Origin of the sequence: Lachnospira rogosae (ex Hitch et al. 2025) (assembly GCF_040096455.1) — a bacterium.
GTDB classification, from domain to species: Bacteria; Bacillota; Clostridia; order Lachnospirales; family Lachnospiraceae; genus Lachnospira; species Lachnospira rogosae.
The window spans coordinates 12,419-35,851 of sequence record NZ_JBBMER010000008.1 but is presented as its reverse complement, the minus strand read 5'-3'; the positions used below and the strand labels follow the sequence as shown (position 1 = coordinate 35,851).

General features: G+C 37.8%; 25 protein-coding genes and 1 pseudogene. 25 read left to right on the top strand and 1 reads right to left on the bottom strand.

The window, feature by feature from the left end; all coding sequences use genetic code 11:
• From WMO14_RS10760 to WMO14_RS10670, 19 genes and pseudogenes are all read left to right on the top strand, one after another.
• On the top strand, positions 1 to 474 hold the full coding sequence (locus WMO14_RS10760; protein WP_022501318.1) for a TRAP transporter small permease: 474 nt from the start codon (positions 1 to 3) through the stop codon (positions 472 to 474).
• 42 nt (positions 475 to 516) lie between these two features.
• Positions 517 to 1,821 carry a TRAP transporter large permease gene (locus WMO14_RS10755; RefSeq protein WP_022501317.1) on the top strand — a complete coding sequence of 435 codons (1,305 nt, stop codon included), beginning with the start codon at positions 517 to 519 and terminating at the stop codon, positions 1,819 to 1,821.
• Between the two features lie 208 nt (positions 1,822 to 2,029).
• On the top strand, positions 2,030 to 5,566 hold the full coding sequence (locus WMO14_RS10750) for a DNA polymerase III subunit alpha (RefSeq protein WP_116444334.1): 3,537 nt from the start codon (positions 2,030 to 2,032) through the stop codon (positions 5,564 to 5,566).
• A 210-nt stretch (positions 5,567 to 5,776) separates the two neighbouring features.
• Positions 5,777 to 6,751, top strand: a complete 975-nt coding sequence (pfkA, locus tag WMO14_RS10745; protein ID WP_022501315.1) for a 6-phosphofructokinase — start codon at positions 5,777 to 5,779, stop codon at positions 6,749 to 6,751.
• A 21-nt stretch (positions 6,752 to 6,772) separates the two neighbouring features.
• On the top strand, positions 6,773 to 7,567 hold the full coding sequence (locus WMO14_RS10740; RefSeq protein WP_349153820.1) for a TrmH family RNA methyltransferase: 795 nt from the start codon (positions 6,773 to 6,775) through the stop codon (positions 7,565 to 7,567).
• Between the two features lie 237 nt (positions 7,568 to 7,804).
• Complete coding sequence (locus WMO14_RS10735) at positions 7,805 to 8,812, top strand: cell wall hydrolase (RefSeq protein WP_082437215.1); 1,008 nt, start codon at positions 7,805 to 7,807, stop codon at positions 8,810 to 8,812.
• Positions 8,813 to 9,091: 279 nt separating this feature from the next.
• Positions 9,092 to 10,084: an ornithine carbamoyltransferase gene (argF, locus tag WMO14_RS10730; RefSeq protein WP_022501312.1), complete on the top strand. Its 993-nt coding sequence runs from the start codon at positions 9,092 to 9,094 to the stop codon at positions 10,082 to 10,084.
• Positions 10,085 to 10,130: 46 nt separating this feature from the next.
• Positions 10,131 to 10,415 (top strand): DUF6637 family protein, encoded by a 285-nt coding sequence (locus WMO14_RS10725; RefSeq protein ID WP_022501311.1) that lies wholly within the window; start codon positions 10,131 to 10,133, stop codon positions 10,413 to 10,415.
• 21 nt (positions 10,416 to 10,436) lie between these two features.
• Positions 10,437 to 11,552, top strand: coding sequence for a biotin--[acetyl-CoA-carboxylase] ligase (locus WMO14_RS10720; RefSeq protein ID WP_349153819.1), 1,116 nt, complete (start codon positions 10,437 to 10,439; stop codon positions 11,550 to 11,552).
• Complete coding sequence (locus tag WMO14_RS10715; protein ID WP_022501309.1) at positions 11,539 to 11,877, top strand: DUF6145 family protein; 339 nt, start codon at positions 11,539 to 11,541, stop codon at positions 11,875 to 11,877. The genes WMO14_RS10720 and WMO14_RS10715 overlap by 14 nt, the downstream gene beginning before the upstream one ends.
• A gap of 23 nt (positions 11,878 to 11,900) precedes the next feature.
• Positions 11,901 to 12,863: a tRNA dihydrouridine synthase DusB gene (gene dusB / locus WMO14_RS10710; RefSeq protein WP_055176497.1), complete on the top strand. Its 963-nt coding sequence runs from the start codon at positions 11,901 to 11,903 to the stop codon at positions 12,861 to 12,863.
• An 89-nt stretch (positions 12,864 to 12,952) separates the two neighbouring features.
• Entirely contained in the window at positions 12,953 to 13,429 is a 477-nt protein-coding gene (greA, locus tag WMO14_RS10705; RefSeq protein ID WP_022501307.1) for a transcription elongation factor GreA, read from the top strand.
• A 77-nt stretch (positions 13,430 to 13,506) separates the two neighbouring features.
• Positions 13,507 to 15,054, top strand: a complete 1,548-nt coding sequence (gene lysS, locus WMO14_RS10700) for a lysine--tRNA ligase (protein WP_439655304.1) — start codon at positions 13,507 to 13,509, stop codon at positions 15,052 to 15,054.
• A 239-nt stretch (positions 15,055 to 15,293) separates the two neighbouring features.
• Entirely contained in the window at positions 15,294 to 15,515 is a 222-nt protein-coding gene (locus tag WMO14_RS10695; RefSeq protein WP_117920363.1) for a DUF6462 family protein, read from the top strand.
• Positions 15,516 to 15,523: 8 nt separating this feature from the next.
• A complete protein-coding gene (locus WMO14_RS10690) occupies positions 15,524 to 15,982 on the top strand; it encodes a DUF6462 family protein (protein ID WP_349153817.1) in 459 nt (152 codons plus the stop codon).
• Positions 15,983 to 15,985: 3 nt separating this feature from the next.
• Positions 15,986 to 16,270: a DUF6462 family protein gene (locus tag WMO14_RS10685; RefSeq protein WP_172794139.1), complete on the top strand. Its 285-nt coding sequence runs from the start codon at positions 15,986 to 15,988 to the stop codon at positions 16,268 to 16,270.
• A gap of 153 nt (positions 16,271 to 16,423) precedes the next feature.
• A pseudogene (locus tag WMO14_RS10680) lies at positions 16,424 to 16,732 on the top strand (toprim domain-containing protein); the annotation flags it as partial.
• A gap of 201 nt (positions 16,733 to 16,933) precedes the next feature.
• A complete protein-coding gene (locus WMO14_RS10675) occupies positions 16,934 to 17,197 on the top strand; it encodes a hypothetical protein (protein ID WP_349153816.1) in 264 nt (87 codons plus the stop codon).
• Positions 17,198 to 17,303: 106 nt separating this feature from the next.
• On the top strand, positions 17,304 to 18,419 hold the full coding sequence (locus WMO14_RS10670; RefSeq protein ID WP_349153815.1) for a 5-methyltetrahydropteroyltriglutamate--homocysteine S-methyltransferase: 1,116 nt from the start codon (positions 17,304 to 17,306) through the stop codon (positions 18,417 to 18,419).
• 401 nt (positions 18,420 to 18,820) lie between these two features.
• Here WMO14_RS10670 and WMO14_RS10665 read toward each other — a convergent pair whose 3' ends face one another.
• The gene (locus WMO14_RS10665; RefSeq protein ID WP_349153814.1) at positions 18,821 to 19,123 is read right to left on the bottom strand and encodes a hypothetical protein; all 303 of its coding nucleotides are present in this window, start codon (positions 19,121 to 19,123) and stop codon (positions 18,821 to 18,823) included.
• Positions 19,124 to 19,293: 170 nt separating this feature from the next.
• Here WMO14_RS10665 and WMO14_RS10660 point away from each other — a divergent pair, with 170 nt between their 5' ends.
• From WMO14_RS10660 to WMO14_RS10635, 6 genes are all read left to right on the top strand, one after another.
• The gene (locus WMO14_RS10660) at positions 19,294 to 19,455 is read left to right on the top strand and encodes a rubredoxin (protein ID WP_138305420.1); all 162 of its coding nucleotides are present in this window, start codon (positions 19,294 to 19,296) and stop codon (positions 19,453 to 19,455) included.
• Between the two features lie 84 nt (positions 19,456 to 19,539).
• On the top strand, positions 19,540 to 19,974 hold the full coding sequence (locus WMO14_RS10655; RefSeq protein ID WP_349153813.1) for a bacteriohemerythrin: 435 nt from the start codon (positions 19,540 to 19,542) through the stop codon (positions 19,972 to 19,974).
• Between the two features lie 283 nt (positions 19,975 to 20,257).
• Complete coding sequence (locus tag WMO14_RS10650; RefSeq protein ID WP_007887247.1) at positions 20,258 to 21,004, top strand: SDR family NAD(P)-dependent oxidoreductase; 747 nt, start codon at positions 20,258 to 20,260, stop codon at positions 21,002 to 21,004.
• A 92-nt stretch (positions 21,005 to 21,096) separates the two neighbouring features.
• Complete coding sequence (gene trxA, locus WMO14_RS10645; protein WP_015516641.1) at positions 21,097 to 21,402, top strand: thioredoxin; 306 nt, start codon at positions 21,097 to 21,099, stop codon at positions 21,400 to 21,402.
• 12 nt (positions 21,403 to 21,414) lie between these two features.
• Positions 21,415 to 21,735: a rhodanese-like domain-containing protein gene (locus tag WMO14_RS10640; protein ID WP_349153812.1), complete on the top strand. Its 321-nt coding sequence runs from the start codon at positions 21,415 to 21,417 to the stop codon at positions 21,733 to 21,735.
• Position 21,736: 1 nt separating this feature from the next.
• On the top strand, positions 21,737 to 23,428 hold the full coding sequence (locus WMO14_RS10635) for an FAD-dependent oxidoreductase (protein WP_349153811.1): 1,692 nt from the start codon (positions 21,737 to 21,739) through the stop codon (positions 23,426 to 23,428).
• The last annotated feature ends 5 nt before the right edge of the window (positions 23,429 to 23,433 follow it).

The following is a 23,433-nucleotide window of genomic DNA, read 5'->3' as shown; positions in this document are numbered from 1 at the left end:
ATGAAGACAGTAAAAAATATATTAGATAAAGTAACTTCGTATGCAAGTGTATTCATATTTATAATGATGGTACTTATGGTAACTTATCAGGTTGTTGCCAGATACATTTTCTCAGCTCCAAGCAGTGTAACAGAAATACTTACAAGATATTCATTTGTATGGTTAATAATCATATCTGCAACATATATGTTTGGACAGAGAGAGCACATTAATATTGCAGTAGTAAAAGATAAGCTTCCTAAGAAAGCTAAGAGAATCGTCAATATAATAATTGAATGTGTAACAATCGCATTTGCTGGTCTTATAATGGTATTTGGTGGTTTTAAGATTACACATATGAATTTCGTACAGTTTGACTCAATCTTGCATATTCCAACAGGTATTATATATTCAATTATTCCAATATGCGGCGTAATAATTATCTTTTACAGCATATACAATATCGGACTTGAACTTAAAAAAGATGAAGCATAAAGGTACGCAATGCACATAAGTGCATAGAAATGAGAGGTATATATGAGTATAGCATTACAGGTAGCCTTAGTAATGGTTACAATACTGGTTGTACTGCTTGTTATCGGCGCTCCAATCGGTGTAGCAATTGGTATGTCATCAGCAGTATCAATGATATGTATGATTCCAGCAGATGTTTCATTTGCAACTTCTGCTCAGAGAATATTTGCGGGTTCTAATTCATTCTCGCTTATAGCAATTCCATTCTTCATTCTTGCAGGTAATATAATGAATAATGGTGGTATAGCAACAAGACTTGTTAATTGTGCCAAGGTAATCAGTGGACGTATGCCAGGTGCACTTGCACAGTCAAATGTAGTAGCTAATATGTTATTCGGAGCTATATCAGGTTCTGGTGCAGCAGCAGCCGCTGCTATGGGTGGTACAATCGGACCACTTGAAGAAAAAGAAGGATATGACAAGAACTACAGTACAGCAGTAAACGTAGCATCTGCTCCAGTAGGTATGTTAATTCCACCAAGTAACACAATGATCGTATATTCAAGCGTTGCAGGAAGCGTATCAATCGCAGCACTCTTTATGGCAGGTTATATTCCAGGTCTTCTCTGGGGTGGTGCAGTTATGATACTTGCAGGAATTATGGCTAAGAAGCGTGGTTATCAGGCAGAGCAGAGAGTTCCAGTTAAGGTTGCTCTTAAGACATTCTGGCAGGCAATCCCAAGCCTTTTACTTATCGTAATCGTAATCGGAGGTATCCTTGGTGGTATCTTCACAGCAACAGAAGGTTCTGCTATCGCAGTAGTATATGCAACCGTATTATCACTTATATATAAGGCTTTCAAGATTAAAGACATTCCAAGAATTGTCCTTGAAGCAGCTAAGACAACAGGTATCATTACATTTATGATCGGACTTTCATCAATTATGTCATGGGCTATGGCATTTACAGGAATTCCAGATATGATAGCAAATGCAATCCTTGGTCTTACAACTAATAAGTATCTTATCTTACTTCTTATCAATGTATTATTACTTGTAGTTGGTACATTTATGGACGTAACACCAGCGATACTTATCTTTACACCAATTTTATTACCAATCTGTAAGTCATTCGGAATGGATCCAATTCACTTTGGTATCTTACTCTGCTTCAACTTATCAATTGGTACAATAACACCACCTGTAGGAACAATTCTCTTTACAGGCTGCCGAGTTGGTGGAACTACAATCGAAAGCGTAATAAAGACATTGCTTCCATACTTTGCAATAATACTTATTGCCCTCTTGCTTGTAACTTATATACCAATGCTTTCAATGTTCCTTCCTAAGGTACTTGGACTTGTATAAATAAAGGTATATAGATAAAGAAAATGTGCTATTAACTTAAGAAAGAACAGCACTATTAATAACGATAAAATGTGGATATACACCACATTTATATAAACTTTTTTCCTAATATTATGTATGGAAACCGTATTGGTCATATGGCTGATACGGTTTCTTTTTACCATGAATTATGGTATGCTGTTAATAATAATTATTATGGAGGGAGCATATGCCATTTACACATTTACACGTCCATACAGAGTATTCACTTCTGGACGGTTCAAGTAAAATAAAAGAGATAACTAAAAGAGCGGCAGAGCTTGGAATGGATAGTCTTGCGATAACAGACCATGGTGTTATGTACGGAGTTATTGATTTCTACAGGGCTGCAAAGGATGCAGGAATAAAGCCTATTCTTGGTTGTGAGGTGTATGTTGCTCCGGGTTCAAGATTTGATAAGGAAGCAGGAACAGGTGATGATAAATATAACCACCTTGTTCTGTTAGCAGAGAATAACAAGGGTTACCAGAACCTGATGAAGATTGTATCAAGGGGCTTTACAGAAGGTTTTTATTATAAGCCAAGAGTTGATAAAGAAGTATTAAGGGAATTCAGTGAGGGCATAATCGCATCAAGTGCCTGCCTTGCAGGTGAAGTTCAAAGATACCTCACAAGAGGAATGTATGAAGAAGCTAAGAAGGTAGCACTGGAATATCAGGACATATTTGGCAAGGGCAATTTCTTCCTTGAATTACAGGATCACGGAATTGCAGAACAGCATTATGTTAATCCACAGCTTTTAAGAATGTCTGAGGAGACAGGAATTGAACTTATATGTACTAATGATGTGCATTATACATATGCAGATGATGCTGAGGCACACGATATACTGCTCTGTATACAGACAGGAAAGAAAGTTACAGATGAGAACAGAATGAGATATACAGGTGGACAGTATTATCTTAAATCACCGGAAGAAATGTCCGATTTATTCAAATATGCACCTCAGGCAATAGCCAATACAGAAAAGATCGCACAAAGATGTAATGTAGAGATAGAATTTGGAGTTACCAAGCTCCCTAAATTTGCAGTGCCAGATGGCTATACATCCTGGACATATCTTAATTATCTGTGTTACGAGGGACTTAAGAAAAGATATCCAAATCAGGCGGCAGATATATCTGTTGAGGATTTTGTCAGAAAGGCAGAAGAGGAAGCAGTTGAGGATAGAAAAGATGTAGTTATTAAGATTGCCAGGGATACTAATAATATATTTGAAAGATTGGCATATGAACTTTCAGTAATATATTCAATGGGATATGTAGATTATTTCCTTATTGTATGGGACTACATTAATTATGCTAAAAGGCACGATATACCGGTCGGTCCGGGAAGAGGTTCAGCGGCAGGAAGCATAGTATCTTACTGCCTTGAGATTACAGACCTTGACCCTATTAAATACAGCCTTATCTTTGAGCGTTTCTTAAATCCTGAACGTGTATCTATGCCCGATATTGACGTGGATTTCTGTTATGAGAGAAGACAGGAAGTAATAGATTATGTAGTTGCCAAGTATGGTAAGGATTGTGTATCACAGATTGTTACATTTGGTACTATGGCAGCTAGGGCTGTTATAAAGGACGTTGGAAGAGTGTTAGACCTTCCATATGCTATGGTTGATAATATTGCCAAGATGGTTCCAAGAGAGATTGGAATTACAATAGATAAAGCAATTAATGAAAATCCAGACCTTAGAAATGAATATGAGAACAATGAGGCTGTAAGAGATTTAATTGATAAGAGTAAAAGGCTTGAGGGACTTCCACGGCACGCATCTATGCACGCCGCAGGAGTTCTTATATGTGGAAAGCCAGTAGAAGATTATGTTCCGTTATCAACTGGATCTGACGGTGCAGTAGTTGCCCAATTTGTAATGACAACGCTTGAAGAATTAGGACTTCTAAAAATGGATTTCCTTGGTCTTAGAACACTTACAGTTATTAAAGATGCAGAAAATCTTATTAAAAAGCACAATAAGGACTTCTCTATAGATAAGATTGACTACACTGATAAAGGGGTATTTGATGCGATAAGTACAGGAAGATGTGATGGTATATTCCAGCTTGAAAGTGCAGGAATGAAGTCATTTATGAAGGAATTAAAACCTAGCAATCTGGAAGATCTGATAGCGGGTATATCATTATACAGACCAGGTCCTATGGACTTTATTCCACAGTATATAGAAGGTAAGAATAACCAGCAAAATGTTACTTATGCCTGCCCACAGTTAGAACCAATTCTTAAACCAACCTATGGCTGTATTGTGTATCAGGAACAGGTTATGCAGATTGTACGAGATCTTGCTGGATATTCGTGGGGACGAAGTGACCTTGTCCGTAGAGCAATGTCTAAGAAAAAAGCATATGTTATGGAGCAGGAGCGTAAGAATTTCATATATGGCAATCCAGAAGAAGGTGTTAAGGGCTGTGTTAATAATGGTATAGATGAGACGGTTGCAGGAAAGATATATGATGATATGATTGATTTTGCAAAGTATGCCTTCAATAAATCCCACGCTGCCTGCTATGCAGTTGTATCGTTCCAGACAGCATTTTTAAAGACATATTATCCAGTAGAATTTATGGCGGCACTTATGACATCAGTAATTGATAATACATCAAAGGTAGCGGGATATATATACGCCTGTAAGCAGATGAATATCAATATTCTTCCACCAGATGTTAACGAGTCACAGATGGAATTCTCAGTAGATAATGGTGGCATACGTTTTGCAATGGCAGGAATTAAGTCACTTGGAAGACCGACAATCAATGCAATTATAAATGAAAGAACAAGTAATGGTACTTTCACATCAATGCAGGATTTTATTAATCGTATGTCAGATGCACTTAATAAAAGGGCAGTAGAGAATTTTATTAAGGCGGGAGCATTTGATACCTTTGGTAACAAGAGGCGTGCGATGATGCTTGTGGCAGACAGTATGCTTGATAATGCGGTTAAGCAGAAGAAAGATTCGATGTCTGGACAGATGTCACTGTTTGATTTTGTCGGCGAGGAAGAAAAGAAAGATTATGAGATAAAAGTTCCGGATGTTACGGAATACACTAAGGAAGAACTGCTTGGTTACGAGAAAGAAATTCTTGGTGTATATGTAAGCGGACACCCTCTTGATGAATATACTGGAATGGTGAAGAAATATATAACCAATGTCACAACAGATTTTGAGATAGATGATGAGACAGGCGAAACTAAGGTAAGAGATGGCAATACTGCTACGATTGGCGGAATGATAATGAATAAGAGCGTTAAGACAACCAAGAACGGACAGCTTATGGCATATCTTACAATTGAGGATCTTGTTGGAACTGTTGAGGTAATCGTATTTCCGAGGAACTTTCTTATTAACCGGCCAGTTATAGATACAGCAGATAAGGTGTTTGTTACAGGAAGGGTTCAGGCAAATGCAGATGAGAATGCAAGGCTTATATGTGATAAGGTTATAGATTTTAACACTGTTCCAAGAAAGCTCTGGATAAGATTTGAGAGTGAAGAAGAATACCAGTCAAAGCAGAGTGAGCTTAATGATATTCTTTACAATTCAGATGGAAAAGATTCTGTTATTATATACTGCACTAAAGAGAATAAAAGGATTGCCCTTCCTGCAAGCAGGACTGTACAGGTTAATTCAGAACTTCTTATGAAGCTTAAGGGTCTGTATGGAGATAAAAATGTTACGACAACATAAAATAATTGTATAAAAATTTAGATAAAAATTATCTAAAATAATATATCTTTTTAAAGATTTGTGGTACTATTAAAAAAGGTTAAACTATTTAGACAATTATAAAGCTGTAAGTGTTATAAAGGTTGTATCTGTTGACAGAGAATACTTTGTTACTTACAAGATATTTATATGGTGAATGTCATAGACTTTAGATGAAAGGGGAAATTATTTATGGCTAAAGAAATTAAAACAATCGGTGTATTAACAAGCGGTGGAGATGCCCCTGGTATGAATCCTGCAATCAGAGCTGTAGTAAGAACAGCTATTAACAAGGGACTTAAAGTAAAAGGAATTCAGAAGGGCTACAACGGTCTTATTAATGATGAGATTATCGATATGGATAAGAAGAGTGTTTCTGATATTATACAGAGAGGTGGTACAATTCTTTATACTGCTAGATGTCTTGAGTTTATGACAGAAGAAGGACAGAAGAAGGCTGCTGAGGTATGTAAAAAGCACGGGATTGATGGTATTGTTGTCATAGGTGGTGACGGGTCTTTCCGTGGAGCACAGAAGCTTGCTGAGACTGGAGTTAATACAATAGGTCTTCCAGGAACAATTGACCTTGATATTGCCTGTACAGACTATACAATTGGTTTTGATACAGCGGTTAACACTGCTATGGAGGCTATTGATAAGATAAGAGATACATCAACATCTCACGAAAGATGTAGTATTATTGAAGTAATGGGACGTAATGCAGGCTATATTGCACTTTGGTGTGGTATTGCTAATGGTGCAGAGGATATTCTTCTTCCAGAGAGATATAATGGTGATGAACAGGCAATAATTAATCACATTATTGACGGAAGAAAGAAAGGCAAGAAGCATCACCTTATAATTAATGCTGAAGGAATCGGACATTCAACAGGAATGGCAAGAAGAATAGAAGCTGCTACAGGAATAGAGACAAGAGCTACTATTCTTGGTTATATGCAGAGAGGCGGCTCACCTACATGTAAGGACAGAATGTATGCTTCTATTATGGGTTCTTATGCAGTTGATCTTTTAGTTGCAGGAAAGAGCAACAGACTTGTAGCTTATAAGGACGGAAGGTTCGTTGATTATGATATTGATGAGGCACTTGCCATGACTAAGGATATTAGTGATTATGAGTTTAATATAAGTGCTATGCTTTCTAACTAATTATACAGGAAATGGTGAAAAATGATTACAAGTACAAGTAGTTCGCAGGTTAAGCACGTAGTGAATCTGCAGAAAAAAGCAAAGTTAAGAAAAGAGGAGAAGCAGTTTGTTGTTGAGGGCGTGAAAATGGTGTCAGAAGCACCGGCAGACAGACTTGTAAAGGTATATGTATCAGAGACTTTTAAGGCTGATAATGAGGAATTCCTTGAAAGAATGAATTATGACAGCATAGGAAAAGACGTGCTGGAGATTGTGACAGACAACGTGTTTATGCGTATGGCAGATACACAGACACCACAGGGAATTATGGCAGTTGTCAGAATGTCAGATACAGATTTGGAAGGTATACTTTCAGACAAGCGCAACCCATTACTTCTTATTATTGAAAATCTTCAGGACCCCGGTAATCTTGGAACTATTGTAAGAATGGCTGAGGGTGCAGGTGTTACAGGAATTATTATGAGCAGTAACACAGTTGATATATACAATCCTAAGACAATCCGCTCGACTATGGGTTCACTTTACCGTGTGCCGGTTATATATGTAGATGATATATGCGAGGCGGCTGATGTATGTAAGTCTAAGGGCGTGACAGTATATGCGGCACACCTTAATGGTACAGATAATTATAATAAGAAAGATTATACAAACCCTACTGCATTTATGATTGGCAATGAGGGCAATGGACTTACAGATAAGTTAGCAGATAAGGCTGATGAATATGTAAGAATTCCAATGCAGGGTGAGGTTGAGTCACTTAATGCTGCTATTGCGTGTACAATTCTTACATACGAAGCAGTAAGGCAGAGGTTGTAATAACAGGCAGAAATGTGTCGAAGCTCTCTTTTTAAGGGTGTATTTTCATAAATATTTAATAAATGTTAAATCAGTAATATAAGCGCAAAGCCACGGAAACACTGTGTTCCGTGGCTTTTTGTAACAAATTTGACAAATTTGATTAACTTTGCTATTATACTTTCGTAACAAAATGTAACAATTCTGTAACATTTTGTAGGCGCATTTAACAACTTGTGCCGGAAAGGGAAAAACTTTATGAAACTTAGAAGTAGCAAAGCTGCTTGTTGTTTGGGAGCTACGCTGGTAGTGATGATGATGCCGGTTCTTCCAAAGGTAACAGACGCCAAACCTACCTATGAGCAACACGAAAGTACAATTACTGATACCGAGGTCAGAGTTGCATCATACGCAGCCAATGTTGAGGAAGTAATCTTAACAGGTTATGAAGAACAGCAGGGGCAGATGCAAAATAAAGCGCTTGCAATTACAGAACCTTATCTTGATGTATATTCAGCCGATGATGAGAATTCATCAGTTAATGGAAGACTTTATAAGAACACAGTGGTAGATGTGTTGGAAGTTAATGGCAGTATGACTAAGATAAGCTCAGGTAATTGCGAAGGATATACTAAGACAGCCGCTTTATTATTCAATCAGGAGGCAGAGGTTATAGCCCAGACTCTTGATGATGAAGATATCCTTACAGGATATACAATTGAAGAGGCAGAAGCAAAAGAGGCAGAGGAAGAAGCTGCCAGAATTGCCGAAGAAGAAAGAATTGCAGCAGAACAGGAAGCTGCAAGGATAGCTGAAGAAGAAAGAATACAGGCAGTTATATCAAGAACAATATCTGGAACGGATATATCATATAACTCAACAATGAGCGTAAGTAATGAAGAAATATATCTTCTTGCCTGCATTATTGACTGGGAAGCAGCTTATGAGCCATATGAGGGGAAGCTTGCAGTTGCTAATGTTGTATTAAACAGAGTTAGAAGCTCTAACTATCCTAATTCAATAACAGGGGTTATATATCAGAAGTCACAGTTCTCAGGAGCATCAGATGGAGCAGGCGGCCCATCAGCTAAGTTCCAGAACAGACTTAACAGTGGTATCCGTACACAGGAATGTATGGATGCAGCACTTGAGGCATTGTCAGGAAAGAACAATATCGGCGGATATACATCATTCAGAATGGTTTCAATAACCAATCTTTCAGCAATGTCAGACTATGTAATAATTGGTGGACACGTATTCCACTAAATAAGAATACCAGCCAGTGAACAGATAAAAGTCACTGTGCTGGTATTTTTTATGATTAGAAAATAGATGAATGTTACCACGCTGGTATTTTTATAATTAATAAACAGTGATGTAAGCAGGTAAGTGTTATTTGAATATGTAAGAAGTTGCATTTATGAGCTGTTTGCGATAAAATGTTATCTAAATTTATAAATTGGGTATTATTAGCAGGATAATATGCTATAGCCTTAGAGCAGAGATTGTTTACATATGATTTATGCTAAAGAATGGAGGAGCATTATGAATCTTAAAGGAAGAGATTTTTTAACATTAAAAGACTATACACCAGAGGAAATAGAATATCTTATAGAATTGGCTGCAAAGCTTAAGAAGATGAAGAAGGACGGAGTTGTTGAACAGCCATTACTTGGAAAGAATGTTGCTCTTATATTTGAAAAGACAAGTACAAGAACACGTTGTTCATTTGAAGTTGCAGCACACGACCTTGGTATGGGCGTAACTTACTTAGACCCTAAGGGTTCGCAGATAGGAAAGAAAGAGAGCATAGCAGATACAGCAAGAGTTCTTTGTACAATGTTTGAGGGTATTGAATACAGAGGCTTTGGACAGGAGATAGTAGAAGACCTTGCAAAGTATTCTTCAGTTCCAGTATGGAATGGACTTACTAACGAGTACCACCCAACACAGATGCTTGCTGATATGCTTACAATAAAAGAAAAGCTTGGAAGATTAAAAGGTGTTAAGTTCGTATATATGGGAGATGCAAGATATAATATGGGTAATTCACTTATGATAGTATGTGCTAAGCTTGGATTACATTTTACAGCTTGTACAGCTAAGGAATATTTCCCTAATGAAGATCTTGTAAACCAGTGCAGGGAATGGGCTAAAGAAAGTGGCGGTTCTGTAACATTAACAGAAGATGTTACAGAAGGCACTAAGGGTGCAGAAGTTCTTTACACAGATGTATGGGTATCAATGGGTGAGCCTGATGAGGTATGGACAGAGAGAATTAACGCACTTCTTCCATATCAGGTTAATAAGAAGGTAATGGACAATGCTGATAAGAACGCTATATTTATGCATTGCCTTCCAGCTTTCCATGACTTAAAGACAACAATAGGCAAGGAAATTCACGATAAGTTCGGACTTGATGAAATGGAAGTTACAGATGAGGTATTCGAGTCAGAGCAGTCAGTTGTATTTGATGAGGCAGAGAACCGTATGCACACAATCAAGGCTGTAATGGCAGCTACACTTGGAGCATATTAAACCTATAAGTAACGTAACTATTAATTGCATAGAAATGAGGATTGGTATGTATTATACAACAAGTGGTTCTTATAAAAAGACCAAAATGATTATAGATTACACTAATATAGTTCTTACAATTGCAGCAACAGTTATATTTATTATAATAATGTTCCTAAGAAGCAGAAGCGGGGTGCTTTTTCCAATAGAGTTTCTTCTTGGAACAGTTGTTAATACACTTACGGCTGTGAAGCATTTTATAAATGGCAATAAGGTATCTGGTGTTATAGTGGCAGTAGTTGCAGTTCTTCTTGGAATAATGACTGTATTTACTGCACTTGTGGTATTGTAATAATTATAGGACGGTACGAATATGAAATCAGAGATATTACATTTGTTAAGAAATGCAGATGGATATATATCAGGACAGCAGTTGTGTGAGGCATTTGGTGTATCAAGGACTGCTGTATGGAAAGCTATTAACCAGTTAAAAGAGGAAGGTTATGTTATAGATTCTGTGCAGAACAAAGGCTACAGAATTACAGAATATCCTGATATAATAACAGATACAGAGATAAGAAGCCTTCTTATAAAAGACAGTGCAATATTAAAATCCAAAGCTGATACAGAGCAGGGCAGGGAAGCTGATAGCAAGGATAAAAATGAAAGCACAGATAAAGTGTCTGATAACAAGCTTAAAGATAATAACCCTGATGATAATAAGCTTGAGGGAGTATTCCAGCATATCAGATATTTTGAGAAGACAGATTCGACTAATAACCAGGCAAAGCTTGCGGCAGAAAGCAATGCTCCTGACGGAACATTATTTGTTGCTGAATGTCAGACAGGCGGCAGGGGACGAAGAGGAAGAAGCTGGGAGTCACCTGCGGGAACAGGAATATGGATGAGCCTTCTGCTTCGTCCGGATATGAGCCCGGAGAGTGCTTCAATGCTTACACTTGTTCTTGCGATAGCAATGGTAGAGGCTATAAGGGAAGAGGTTAAGGATATAGATTGTTATATCAAATGGCCTAATGATATCGTTGTGAATGGTAAGAAGATAACAGGCATACTTACTGAGATGAGTGCAGAGATGGATCTTATACATTATGTTGTAATAGGCATAGGAATTAATGTCAATACAACAGAATTTGATGAGGCAATAAGGGATATGGCTACATCTTTATATCTTGAAACACATAGAAAGATTAAGAGAAGTAATATAATTGCTGCATTTTCAAGAAGCTTTGATAAATATTATCACGAATTCCTTAAGACTAACGATTTGTCACTGCTTGTCGATAAGTATAATAAACTTCTTATTAATAAGGACAGGACAGTCCGTGCTATATATGAGAAAGAGGAGCTTATAGCAACAGCGATTGGAATTAATAAAGAAGGCGAGCTTATTGTAAAAGATGAAGCAGGAAAAGAGATTACAATAAGAGCTGGCGAAGTTTCAGTGAGAGGATTATATGGATATGTATAGTGATGAAAATGTGGTGCTTTGTGCATCTAATTCTTATGAGAAGAAATATTATTTTAACCCGGATTTTGACAGGCTTCCAGAAGATATAAAGAACGAATTAAAGATAATGTGTGTTCTTTTTACAGAGGAAGTCGGCGGAATACTTGATATGGAATTTGACGAGGAGGGCAACCTGTTATTCAAATCCACAGCAGATGAAGAAGATCTGCTGTATGATGATATAGCGTGCGGACTTCTTGTTAAGAAGAATCAGTATGAAAAAAGAGACCTGCTGGAATCGTTAGAGATGTTCTATAAAGTATTCTTCTTAGGTTTGGATGAGTAAAATATTATAACAACGGAGTTAAGATGAGAATAGGTAATGTTGATATTAAAACAAATGTCGCATTAGGACCGATGGCAGGAGTAACAGACCTGCCATTTCGTCTTTTATGCAAGGAACAGGGCTGTGGACTTTTGTATACAGAGATGGTGAGTGCCAAGGCGGTATTGTATAATAATAAAAATACAGAAGAATTATTAAAGACAGATAAGAAAGAAAGTCCGATAGCTGTACAGTTATTTGGTTCAGAACCACAGATAATGGCAGACATCGCCAAAAGGCTTGCGGAAAGAGATTTTGATATAATAGATGTCAATATGGGATGTCCAGTTCCTAAGGTGGTTAATAACGGAGAGGGGTCGGCACTGCTTAAAAATCCCCTGCTTGTAGGAAATATAGTGGAGGCTATGGCAAATGCAGTTGATAAGCCTGTCACCGTAAAGATAAGGACAGGATTTGACGAAACCTGCATTAACGCTGAAGAAATAGCATATATTATACAGGAGTCAGGTGGGGCCGCGGTTGCGGTTCACGGAAGGACAAGAAGCCAGTATTATTCTGGAAAGGCTGACTGGGATGTAATAAGGCGTGTTAAAGAAAAGGTTCATATTCCGGTAATAGGCAATGGCGATATAAGAAGTGGTGAAGATGCAGTAAGAATGTTTAAGGAGACAGGCTGTGATGCCGTTATGATAGGACGCGGGGCACAGGGTAATCCGTGGATATTCAGACAGGTCAAGGACTATCTTGAAACAGGAAATATTACAGCACCTCCGTCAATAGATGAGATAGTTGATATGATTATCAGGCACTGCCAGATGTTATGCGATGTAAAGGGCGAATTTACAGCAGTGCGCGAGATGCGTAAACATTTTGCGTGGTATACAGCAGGAATAAAGCACGCGGCGGCATTAAGAAATGAGGTTAATCATATAACAAAGCAGGACGAGTTCAATGAATTTGTACAGCAGATGCGTGGATTGACATAAAGTATTAGTTGAGATATAATATCTTGAACATTTTATTAAGCAATAGTAATAATACTATATAAATATTATTTATGGAAAGGTGACGAGCTATGGCAGAGAAACAGTTACTTACAAAAAAAGGATATGAAGAAAGAGTAGCTTTACTTGAGCACTTAAAGGTTGATAGAAGAAAGGAAGTTGCCCAGAAGTTAAAGGAAGCAAGAGAACAGGGCGATTTATCAGAAAATGCTGAGTACGATGCAGCTAAAGATGAGCAGAGAGATATTGAAACACAGATTGCAGAACTTGAAGAAATTCTTAAGAACGCAGAAGTTGTTCAGGATAACAATACAGATAAGGACGCTATCAAGATGGAAAGCGTTGTTAAGCTTCACGATGTAGAATATGATGAAGATATTGAATATGTAATCGTAGGTTCTTCAGAAGCAGATAGTCTTAATAACAAGATATCAAATGAATCACCACTTGGAGCAGCTATGCTTGGCAAGAAGGTTGGAGATACAGTTAAGGTTGAAGCACCAGCAGGAGTTATTGAATATAAGATTATCTCAGTACAGAATGACTAATTATATATAAAGGAGATAAGAAAGTGGCAGATAAGAATAATTCACAGCCAGATGTTAATGAGCAGATTAAAGTAAGAATGGACAAGCTCGCTGCATTACAGGAAGCAGGTAAAGATCCATTTCAGATAACAAAGTATGATGTTACACATCATACAGATGAAATAAGAGCCATCTATGAAGCACACGAAAAGGAACTTCTTGGCGACAGACCAGCAGTTAATACTGATGGTATGGATGAGCAGCAGGCAAGAGAAGCCGTTAATGCTGATTATAATGAGAGAAGAGCTATCATGGATGCTTCTCCTATTGAGGTAAGCTTTGCAGGAAGAATGATGTTCAAGAGAGTAATGGGAAAGGCATCTTTCTGTAATATAGCAGATCTTAAGGGCAGAATGCAGGCATATATATCAAGAGATGCCATAGGTGATGATGCTTATGCAGATTTCAAGAAGTCTGATATAGGTGATATATTTGGTATCAAGGGCTTTATATTCAGAACTAAGACAGGTGAAATATCAGTTCATGCAGAGGAAATAACACTTCTTTCTAAGAGCTTACAGGTACTTCCAGAGAAGTTCCATGGAATTACAGATACTGATATGAGATACCGTCAGAGATATGTTGATTTAATAATGAATCCTGAAGTTAAGGATACATTTGTAAAGAGATCACAGATTATAAAGGAAATCAGAAGATTCCTTGACGGCAGGGACTTTATGGAGGTTGAGACTCCAACACTTGTTTCTAATGCAGGTGGTGCAGCAGCAAGACCTTTTGAAACTCACTACAACGCACTTGATGAGGACGTTAAGCTTCGTATATCTTTAGAGCTTTACCTTAAGAGACTTATCGTTGGTGGTCTTGAAAGAGTATATGAAATCGGACGTGTATACAGAAATGAAGGTGTTGACACAAGACATAATCCTGAGTTCACACTTATGGAGCTGTATCAGGCATACACAGATTATGAAGGTATGATGGAGCTTACAGAGAGCATGTTCAGACACCTTGCAAAGACTGTATGTGGAACAACTGAAATTACTTACAACGGTACTAAGATAGACCTCGGAAAGCCATTCAGAAGACTTACTATGAATGATGCTATCAAGGAATATGCAGGCGTTGACTTTGATACAATTAAGACAGATGAAGAAGCTAAGGCTCTTGCTAAGGAAAGAGGAATTGAGTTCGAGGAACGTCATACAAAGGGCGATATCATTAACTTATTCTTTGAAGAGTATTGCGAAGAGAAGTTAATCCAGCCTACATTTATTATGGATCATCCGCTTGCAATCTCTCCACTTACTAAGAAGAAGCCATCTGATCCAGAAAAGGTTGAACGTTTTGAGCTTTTCATCAACACATGGGAAATGTGTAATGCTTATTCAGAGCTTAACGACCCAATCGACCAGAGAGAACGTTTTGCACAGCAGGATAAGAATGCAGAGAATGGTGATGAGGAAGCACAGCACACAGATGAAGACTTCCTTAATGCACTTGCAGTAGGTATGCCTCCAACAGGTGGTATCGGATATGGTATCGACAGACTTGTTATGCTTCTTACAGATTCACCAGCTATCAGGGATGTACTTTTGTTCCCGACAATGAAGAGCATGGATAAATAAACCTAGTGTTTATGCGGGATTGAGGCATTTGAGTACGTCAAAGGACGCATTAAAAGACGTATTTTGGCATAGTCATTTACATCAGTATGAAAGAGTACACAATCTGAAAAGAATAAGATTCAATCGAATATGAACTGCTAAGAGGACATTTTCTAAAGAAATTTAGAAGATGTCCTCTTTTTTGCGTTATGGAGAAAATACGTCATTTGTTATGAAGTCAAAGTGAAAGGAGCACAGCAATGGATGAATCAAAGAAGAAAGATAGATATGAGGATGCAAAAAAGTTTGTAAGATATTCAGATGGTGCAAAGATGTACAGTATGGGAATGACAAAATTTCAAGAAGTGGCTAAGGATGCCAAGGCATGTTATAAGATTGGTCAGCTTGTACTTGTTAATACAGAAATATTGGATAAGTATCTTGAAACTTTTCATATTATAGATTCTGAGTTTTATAAGTAGGTGATGTTATGGTAAATACATTGAGTGGTTCAGTTAGTGCCTATAGAAAAGAAACTGTAAAACCAAGATTTATTCGTATTGATGAAGTAATGGCTTTATTAGATGTAACACGAGATGAGGCAATGGATATAGCATTAGCTGCTGGAGCAAGATATCAGCTTGCAAAGATTATATTAGTACATAAGGAAAGGTTGATGAAATTTATGAAACATTTTGCAAGAGTGCCTAGTTCAAACAAAATCGTAGAAAAGAAGTTTGTAAGAATTGGGGAAGCTTCAATGACATATAGCATAGGGCATCATAGATTTATTGAAATGGCTAGAGCAGCGGGTGCTGTATATAAGATTGGAACAGCTAAGGGAAATACTATATTAATAAATTTGGAAATTTTTGATGATTATATGGAGCAATTCAGAGAACCGCCAACAGAAATGAAACATCCATTGCCAAATGCGAAAGGAGACTGATGAATGAGTTACTCATATAAGTGCTATTCAGATACAAAGGATTTTATGAAAAAATTTGTCAATGCAGAGGAAGGAGCGATTATTTATGGGATAAGTAAATCTAGAATCATAGTAATTGCGAGAGAGGCAGGAGCAGTCTATAAAGTCGGTAATTCAGCATTAATCAATACGGAATTATTTGAAAAATATCTTGAACTATTCAGAGAGCCGGCAAGAGAACTGCCTAAGCATACATGGAACAAATTAAAGGAAATGACAAATACACCAAAAACTGGTGAAAATTCGTAAAAATACACCAGTGGTGTCACTTCCGTAAAATTAAAGTGCATTGTAGAATATCAATTGTCCAGGAGAGATTGGACATAACAATTGAATAATCAGTTACAGATTTGCAAAGTAGTTTGCACTGCAGAGTATCTGTAGGTAGTAAATTTACGGAGCATGAGTTATGTGGATATCTTCACGGATTCTGAATCAAATAAGCTGGCACTTGGGATGCTTGCAGATGCCCCGCTTGAAACTTTTCTTCGGGAACATCCGCAGATTACTTCCATTCGGCTCTGCTTTGATGGAGATAAGCTGGGACGGAAGGCAGCAGCTGAACTTATGAGAAAGTATTATGAGCTTGGATATGAGGTAGAAGACTGCCCGCCTCCAGCCGGATATAAGGATTACAACGAGTGGCTTGTGGTTGCAAAACTTAATCTGAACAAGATAAATCAGATAGCAGATGAACCAGTCAGGGCATGAGAAATCGGATTTTGATGAGTGGGGGCAGAAAGCGCCCCCACTTTCATAAACAGAGGGTTTTAGGGAGATTTTCTCCATAACTAGATGGCATTAGGACAGAGATGTCTCTAATGCGTATCTAGCCGTAAACCTAAAAGATTCAGACAGGCGTGTAGGTGTGAGAGATATACAAAACACGGATAAGGGAGGTGCAGGAAAGCAATGGATAAAGAACTTACAATAATCACAGAACCAGATGAACTTATTGCCTGGGCAGAAACATTTGATATTTTACTGAACCCTTCGATAGAAGATGCAGAAATCCTTCTTAATTATATGGAAGGACATGATTATGCTATTGGCATAGATTCTGAAGGAAAGATGTATAGACAGGATGTATCCGAGGAAAATGGTGAGGTAGAGCCATATCAGATAGATGATGTGATAGATACTACATTTAAATATGTTTGTCATAACTGGATATAGCTTCAAACTATGACTAACCGCAAAAGAAATGTATTATACAAAGTCATAGTGACATGGTAGGATAACCCTAGAAAACGAACAGAAAAACACAGGAGGTTATCAATATATGAGTACATTAAAGACACCATTTCGCTATGATTTTGTAGGAAGCTTTTTAAGACCAGAAAAGCTTAAAGCAGCAAAAAAAGCGTTTGAAGGAGGAATAATCACACAGGAAGAACTCGACCGCGTGACGGATGAGTGCGTGACAGAGATCGTTACAAAGCAGAAAGTAGCAGGATACCATGCGATTACAGATGGGGAATTCAGAAGAAAATTCTGGCATCTGGATTTTATGTGGGGATTTGAAGGAGTTACCCATGAAAAAGATGGTGGCGGCGTACAGTTTAACGGAGAGATGGCAGACCTTGAGGCTACTTATCTGGTGGGAAAGGTAAAAGCAAAGGTGCATCCGTTTGTAGAGTATTTCAAATTCTTAAAGCAGTTTGAAGATGAACAGACCGTTGCAAAGTATACCATTCCGGCACCGGCGCAGATGTATCAGCAGATGATCGTTCCGCAGAACATTGAGCAGACAAGAAAATTTTATGCGACAGATGATGAATTGATCGAGGATATCGGTAAGGCATATCAGGATGTGATCAAACAGTTCTATGCAGCAGGATGCCGTAATCTGCAGCTTGATGACTGTACCTGGGGTGCAATTGTCGGAGATGCTGCAAAGCAGAGATACCAGTCACTTGGTGTTGATATTGAAGATGTAAAGGCACGGCTTTTGAAAGTAAATAATCTGGCACTGGAAGGAAGACCGGAGGATATGGTGATTACTTCCCACATTTGTCGCGGAAATTATCACTCTACATTTTTTACAAGTGGACCATATGATTCTGTAGCTGACTATGTATTTGCCCAGGAGCATGTGGACGCATTACTTTTGGAGTATGATGATGCGAGATCCGGTGGTTTTGCACCGCTTGCAAAAGTGTCTCCGGACAAGAAAGTTGTACTTGGTCTTATTACAACAAAGAAACCGGAACTGGAAGATAAGGATAAGGTGATCGCAAGAATTCACGAAGCAGAAAAGTATATTCCGCTTGAGCGTCTATGCTTAAGTCCACAGTGTGGATTTGCATCCTGTGAGATTGGAAATAAGATCACAGAGGAGCAGCAGTGGGCAAAACTTGCATTTGTAAAAGAAATTGCAGAAGAAGTTTGGAAATAGAATATTGTTTCACGAATAAACCCCGTATAGATTGTCTATAATAGAAAATCTGTACGGGGTTTTCTGGTATATCTGCAACAATTTAAAAAATTTACATAATTTTTCCCCAAACAGATTCTCTCCAACTGAAGAGATAATAAGACACTGGAGATTAACATAGGCATTAATAGTTTGCCAGTGTTCATTAACGGAATAGAGATTGAATATTGTCCTATGTGCGGACGTAAACTGTAGTACAGATTATTAAATGAATACAGTAAAAAGCCAGCCGTTTGCAAACGGCTGGCTTTTGGGAAGTTTAGTTTTTGATAAAATATTTAAAAAAAAGGGATAGTGAGTGCTATTTCGTTCCCACTCACATTTTTATAATAACATTAGTAAAGAAAATGTGCAAGACTACATTAGCCGACTGTTTTCATAAATGCTTCCCTCTCTTTCTGAATCTTATTATATACGTTTGAGACGCGTGCTTTCTGCTCCGTAATTATTGTAGATTGTTCCTCGTCAGATAAATTGTCGATATCAGATAAATCCTCGTATGGAGAATCAAGACCAGCTTCGTATTTATCTAAAAGCTCATCTTTACTTCGAAATAGCTCAAAAAGATATTTATTTGATTCTTCTCTTTGCACTGAATAAATGATTTCAATGTTACTAATAATGTCTTCAGCATCATGTTTAAAAAATTCTCTTGTTGTAATCATGTTGACCCTCTCCTTTACATTTTTATTATGAAATAATTATATCATAACTGTATCATTATAATTGCCGCATATTTGCGTTAATTATAATGACCAAAAATAACGACTATTACTGCTATTGAAAAAAAAAAATTATCATGTATAATACAAGTATAGAAAACTAAGAAAAAAACATTGAAAAGAAAAAATATGAATGTGAACAATGTGGCTATATTTATGAACCAGCAGTAGGCAATCTAAACATAGATATCGCTCCCAAAATTACATTTGAGTATATTCCAGAGCACTGGGTATGCCCAATCTATGGATTTGAAAAGATGTTTTTGTTCCTTTAGAAGAGTAAGCAGAAAATTTAGATGTGAAACTGACAGACACAAAAAGAATCCAAGAGAAAATAAAAAAGAAATGGAGACCAGATTATGACTTATGATTTAAATATTACTTTTGATGACAATTTAATAACAGGAAATAAAACAATTGATACACAGCATAAAGAATTGATTGAACGTATCCAGAACTTTGTAACTGCATGTCAAAATGGCGACAGCAAGCTAAAAGCAATCAAAATGCTGGATTATCTGGATGAGTATACTAACTTTCATTTCAAAGAAGAGGAAAAGCTTCAGGAAAATGCTGGTTATCCAGAGTATGAAAAACATCACGAAAAACATGAAGAGTTTAAAAAGACAATTCAGGAACTGCAAGAATACCTTCAGGATTATGAAGGACCAACAGAACAGTTTAGTGAACTTGTACAGAAAAATGTAATCGATTGGCTATTTGAACACATTAAAACATATGACCGCTCTGTAGCAGAATTTATCTTTATGAGAGAGAATCCAGACCGATACTAAAATAAAACAAGGACGTATCGAAGGTAAGGGAAGATAAAGCCAGATAAATGTGAGGACGTGGGAGAGATCCTGCGTCCTTTTTTAGTACGTAATAGTATCAATCTTGTGTTTCTCTTTATTAAGACTCTCAGAAATTTCATATATGACACAAAGAACCACCAAGGCAGAAAGGTGGTTCTTATATTTTGCAGTGAATGAATCAATTATTTTGTGATGATATCACAGAAAATAATTTACCTTTTGCTTATAATGTAGCTACAAATTAAGTAAGGAGGTAGTCTAAATGAGATTAAAAGATAAAGTTGCAATCATTACGGGGGGCAGTCGTGGTATAGGATTTGCTACAGCTGATAAATTCTTGAAGGAAGGTGCTTCAGTTGTGTTGGCAGCAAGTTCACAGGAATCAGCAGATGTTGCTGTAGATAAATTAAAAGAAAAATATCCCAATGCAATAGTTGCTGGAATTAGTCCAAATCTGGCAAGCATGGAATCTGTCAGAAAGGCTTTTAAAGAGGCAACTGAAAAATATGGATGTGTCGATATACTGGTAAATAATGCAGGAATTTCAGAAAATACCTCATTTATGGATTATACAGAGGAGACTTTTGATAAAGTCATTGACCTAAATGTAAAAGGAGTATTTAATACTACTCGTGTAGCAGCAGAATGTATGGTGGCAAGAGGCAAGGGTGTCATTCTCTCAACTTCTTCCATGGTGAGTATTTCGGGACAGCCAAGTGGGGTTGCTTATCCGGCATCGAAGTTTGCAGTAAACGGATTGACTGTATCATTAGCAAGAGAACTAGGACCTAAAGGTATTCGTGTTAATGCTGTTGCACCTGGGATTACAGAAACTGATATGATGAAAGCTGTGCCAAAGGAAGTTATCGAACCTATGATTGAAAGAATTCCATTGCGTCGTCTTGGACAGCCAGAAGATATTGCCAATGCGTTTGTGTTTCTTGCATCAGATGAGGCGAGTTACATTACAGGTGTTATATTAAGTGTAGATGGTATGGCAAGAAGTTAATTTAATGTGGTATGGTGATGTAATCACGGAAAACAAATGAATTTAAGACTATAACAAAGCTACAAAAAGAAAAAGATAAGGAGGACTGTAAAATGTCAGCTATTAATATCAATAAAAATAATTTTGAGAACGAAGTACTGAATTCCGATAAAACCGTTCTTTTAGATTTTTGGGCATCTTGGTGTGCGCCTTGCCGTAGGGTAGTACCTATTGTAGAGGAGATTGCAGATGAGCGTAGGGATATTAAAGTTGGAAAGATTAATGTAGATGAAGAGCCTGAACTGGCAAATAAGTTCAGTATTATGAGCATTCCGACTTTAGTGGTTATGAAGAATGGGAAGATTGTACAGCAGGTTTCAGGGGCGAGACCTAAGAATGCGATTTTAGAAATGCTTTAGGGAGGTGTGCTAATGGGATTTTTTGATTTCTTTAAACAGTCGAATATTAATCAAGGCATAGAAGAATATAAAATGACTGCTGGTGCAGTTCTGCTGGATGTCCGTACTCCGCAGGAATATCAGGAAGGACATATACCAGAAAGTAAAAATGTGCCGTTGCAGCAACTAGACAATATTGTTTCTGTAGCGAAGAATAAGGAGATCCCTCTGTTTGTATACTGTTATTCCGGTTCCCGGAGCCGTCAGGCAACTGGGATGTTGCAACGAATGGGATATTCTAAAGTAAATAATATCGGTGGCATTGCAGCTTACTCAGGAAAGGTGGGAAAATAAGATGAAGGTAATAATTGTAGGAGGTGTAGCCGGAGGAGCTACAGCCGCAGCAAGAATACGCAGACTGAATGAGCATGCTGAAATTACTGTGTTTGAAAGATCCGGATACATATCCTATGCAAATTGTGGACTTCCATATTATATTGGAGACGTGATCACAGACCCGGAAGAACTTACCCTACAGACACCAGAGAGTTTTTTTAAACGCTTCCGTATTAACATGAAAATTCATCATGAAGTTATCTCCATACATCCGGAACGTAAAACGGTTTCAGTGAAAAATTTAGAGAATGGTGAGATATTTGAAGAAAAATATGATAAGCTGATCCTCTCTCCAGGTGCAAAGCCAACACAGCCGAGACTTCCCGGAGTAGGTATTGATAAACTTTTTACACTTCGTACTGTAGAAAACACTTTTCGGATAAAGGAATATATAAATAAGAATCATCCAAAATCGGCTGTATTGGCAGGTGGCGGTTTTATTGGTCTGGAACTGGCAGAAAATTTGAGGGAGCTTGGCATGGATGTTACGATTGTCCAGCGGCCTAAGCAGCTGATGAACACTTTTGACCCGGATATGGCATCCATGATCCATAATGAAATGAGAAAGCATGGGATAAAACTGGTACTGGGGTATACAGTAGAAGGATTTAAAGGAAAAGACAACGGAGTGGAGGTTCTGTTGAAAGATAATCCATCCCTTCAGGCTGATATGGTAGTTCTGGCAATCGGAGTTACACCAGACACAGTATTAGCAAAAGAAGCCGGTCTGGAACTTGGCATCAAGGAAAGTATTGTAGTGAATGACAGAATGGAAACCTCTGTACCGGATATTTATGCTGCAGGTGATGCAGTTCAGGTAAAACATTATGTTACGGGTAATGATGCGCTGATTTCTTTGGCAGGACCAGCCAATAAACAGGGCAGAATCATCGCTGATAATATTTGTGGCGGTGATAGTCGTTACCTGGGCAGTCAGGGAAGCTCCGTTATAAAAGTGTTTGATATGACAGCAGCCACTACAGGTATCAATGAAACCAATGCCAAAAAGTCAGGATTAGAGGTAGATACAGTAATTCTTTCTCCTATGAGTCATGCCGGTTACTATCCTGGTGGAAAAGTGATGACCATGAAGGTGATTTTTGAAAAAGAGAGCTATCGTTTGCTTGGCGCTCAGATTATTGGATATGAAGGAGTTGATAAACGTATTGATGTGCTGGCAACAGCAATTCATGCGGGGCTGAATGCAACCCAGTTGAAAGATCTGGATCTGGCATATGCACCACCCTATTCTTCTGCCAAGGATCCGGTAAACATGGCTGGATTTATGATAGACAATATTGCAAAAGGGACATTAAAGCAATGGCATTTGGAAGATATGGACAAGATTTCTAAAGATAAAGATGTGGTGTTGCTAGATGTGAGAACTGTAGGTGAATTCAGCATGGGGCATATTGATGGATTCAAAAACATACCTGTAGATGAACTGAGAGAACGAATTAGTGAAATTGAGAAAGGAAAGCCTGTGTATCTGATATGCCAGAGTGGTCTGCGCAGTTATATTGCGAGCCGTATTCTGGAAGGAAACGGTTATGAAACGTATAATTTCTCTGGCGGATTTCGCTTCTATGATGCAGTGGTCAATGACCGTGCGCTGATTGAAAGGGCATATGCATGTGGTATGGATTATTAAAAAAT

What these genes read in the sequence shown, in the direction of transcription:
- WMO14_RS10655 (WP_349153813.1), top strand. Translation starts at nt 19,540, where the DNA reads ATGACTTATGATTTAAATATTACTTTTGATGACAATTTAATAACAGGA.
- greA (WP_022501307.1), top strand. Translation starts at nt 12,953, where the DNA reads ATGGCAGAGAAACAGTTACTTACAAAAAAAGGATATGAAGAAAGAGTA.
- trxA (WP_015516641.1), top strand. Translation starts at nt 21,097, where the DNA reads ATGTCAGCTATTAATATCAATAAAAATAATTTTGAGAACGAAGTACTG.
- WMO14_RS10675 (WP_349153816.1), top strand. Translation starts at nt 16,934, where the DNA reads ATGGATAAAGAACTTACAATAATCACAGAACCAGATGAACTTATTGCC.
- WMO14_RS10725 (WP_022501311.1), top strand. Translation starts at nt 10,131, where the DNA reads ATGTATTATACAACAAGTGGTTCTTATAAAAAGACCAAAATGATTATA.
- WMO14_RS10670 (WP_349153815.1), top strand. Translation starts at nt 17,304, where the DNA reads ATGAGTACATTAAAGACACCATTTCGCTATGATTTTGTAGGAAGCTTT.
- pfkA (WP_022501315.1), top strand. Translation starts at nt 5,777, where the DNA reads ATGGCTAAAGAAATTAAAACAATCGGTGTATTAACAAGCGGTGGAGAT.
- dusB (WP_055176497.1), top strand. Translation starts at nt 11,901, where the DNA reads ATGAGAATAGGTAATGTTGATATTAAAACAAATGTCGCATTAGGACCG.
- WMO14_RS10665 (WP_349153814.1), bottom strand. Translation starts at nt 19,123, where the DNA reads ATGATTACAACAAGAGAATTTTTTAAACATGATGCTGAAGACATTATT.
- lysS (WP_439655304.1), top strand. Translation starts at nt 13,507, where the DNA reads ATGGACAAGCTCGCTGCATTACAGGAAGCAGGTAAAGATCCATTTCAG.
- WMO14_RS10695 (WP_117920363.1), top strand. Translation starts at nt 15,294, where the DNA reads ATGGATGAATCAAAGAAGAAAGATAGATATGAGGATGCAAAAAAGTTT.
- WMO14_RS10740 (WP_349153820.1), top strand. Translation starts at nt 6,773, where the DNA reads ATGATTACAAGTACAAGTAGTTCGCAGGTTAAGCACGTAGTGAATCTG.
- WMO14_RS10685 (WP_172794139.1), top strand. Translation starts at nt 15,986, where the DNA reads ATGAGTTACTCATATAAGTGCTATTCAGATACAAAGGATTTTATGAAA.
- WMO14_RS10750 (WP_116444334.1), top strand. Translation starts at nt 2,030, where the DNA reads ATGCCATTTACACATTTACACGTCCATACAGAGTATTCACTTCTGGAC.
- WMO14_RS10650 (WP_007887247.1), top strand. Translation starts at nt 20,258, where the DNA reads ATGAGATTAAAAGATAAAGTTGCAATCATTACGGGGGGCAGTCGTGGT.
- WMO14_RS10640 (WP_349153812.1), top strand. Translation starts at nt 21,415, where the DNA reads ATGGGATTTTTTGATTTCTTTAAACAGTCGAATATTAATCAAGGCATA.
- WMO14_RS10735 (WP_082437215.1), top strand. Translation starts at nt 7,805, where the DNA reads ATGAAACTTAGAAGTAGCAAAGCTGCTTGTTGTTTGGGAGCTACGCTG.
- WMO14_RS10715 (WP_022501309.1), top strand. Translation starts at nt 11,539, where the DNA reads ATGGATATGTATAGTGATGAAAATGTGGTGCTTTGTGCATCTAATTCT.
- WMO14_RS10690 (WP_349153817.1), top strand. Translation starts at nt 15,524, where the DNA reads ATGGTAAATACATTGAGTGGTTCAGTTAGTGCCTATAGAAAAGAAACT.
- argF (WP_022501312.1), top strand. Translation starts at nt 9,092, where the DNA reads ATGAATCTTAAAGGAAGAGATTTTTTAACATTAAAAGACTATACACCA.
- WMO14_RS10760 (WP_022501318.1), top strand. Translation starts at nt 1, where the DNA reads ATGAAGACAGTAAAAAATATATTAGATAAAGTAACTTCGTATGCAAGT.
- WMO14_RS10720 (WP_349153819.1), top strand. Translation starts at nt 10,437, where the DNA reads ATGAAATCAGAGATATTACATTTGTTAAGAAATGCAGATGGATATATA.
- WMO14_RS10755 (WP_022501317.1), top strand. Translation starts at nt 517, where the DNA reads ATGAGTATAGCATTACAGGTAGCCTTAGTAATGGTTACAATACTGGTT.
- WMO14_RS10635 (WP_349153811.1), top strand. Translation starts at nt 21,737, where the DNA reads ATGAAGGTAATAATTGTAGGAGGTGTAGCCGGAGGAGCTACAGCCGCA.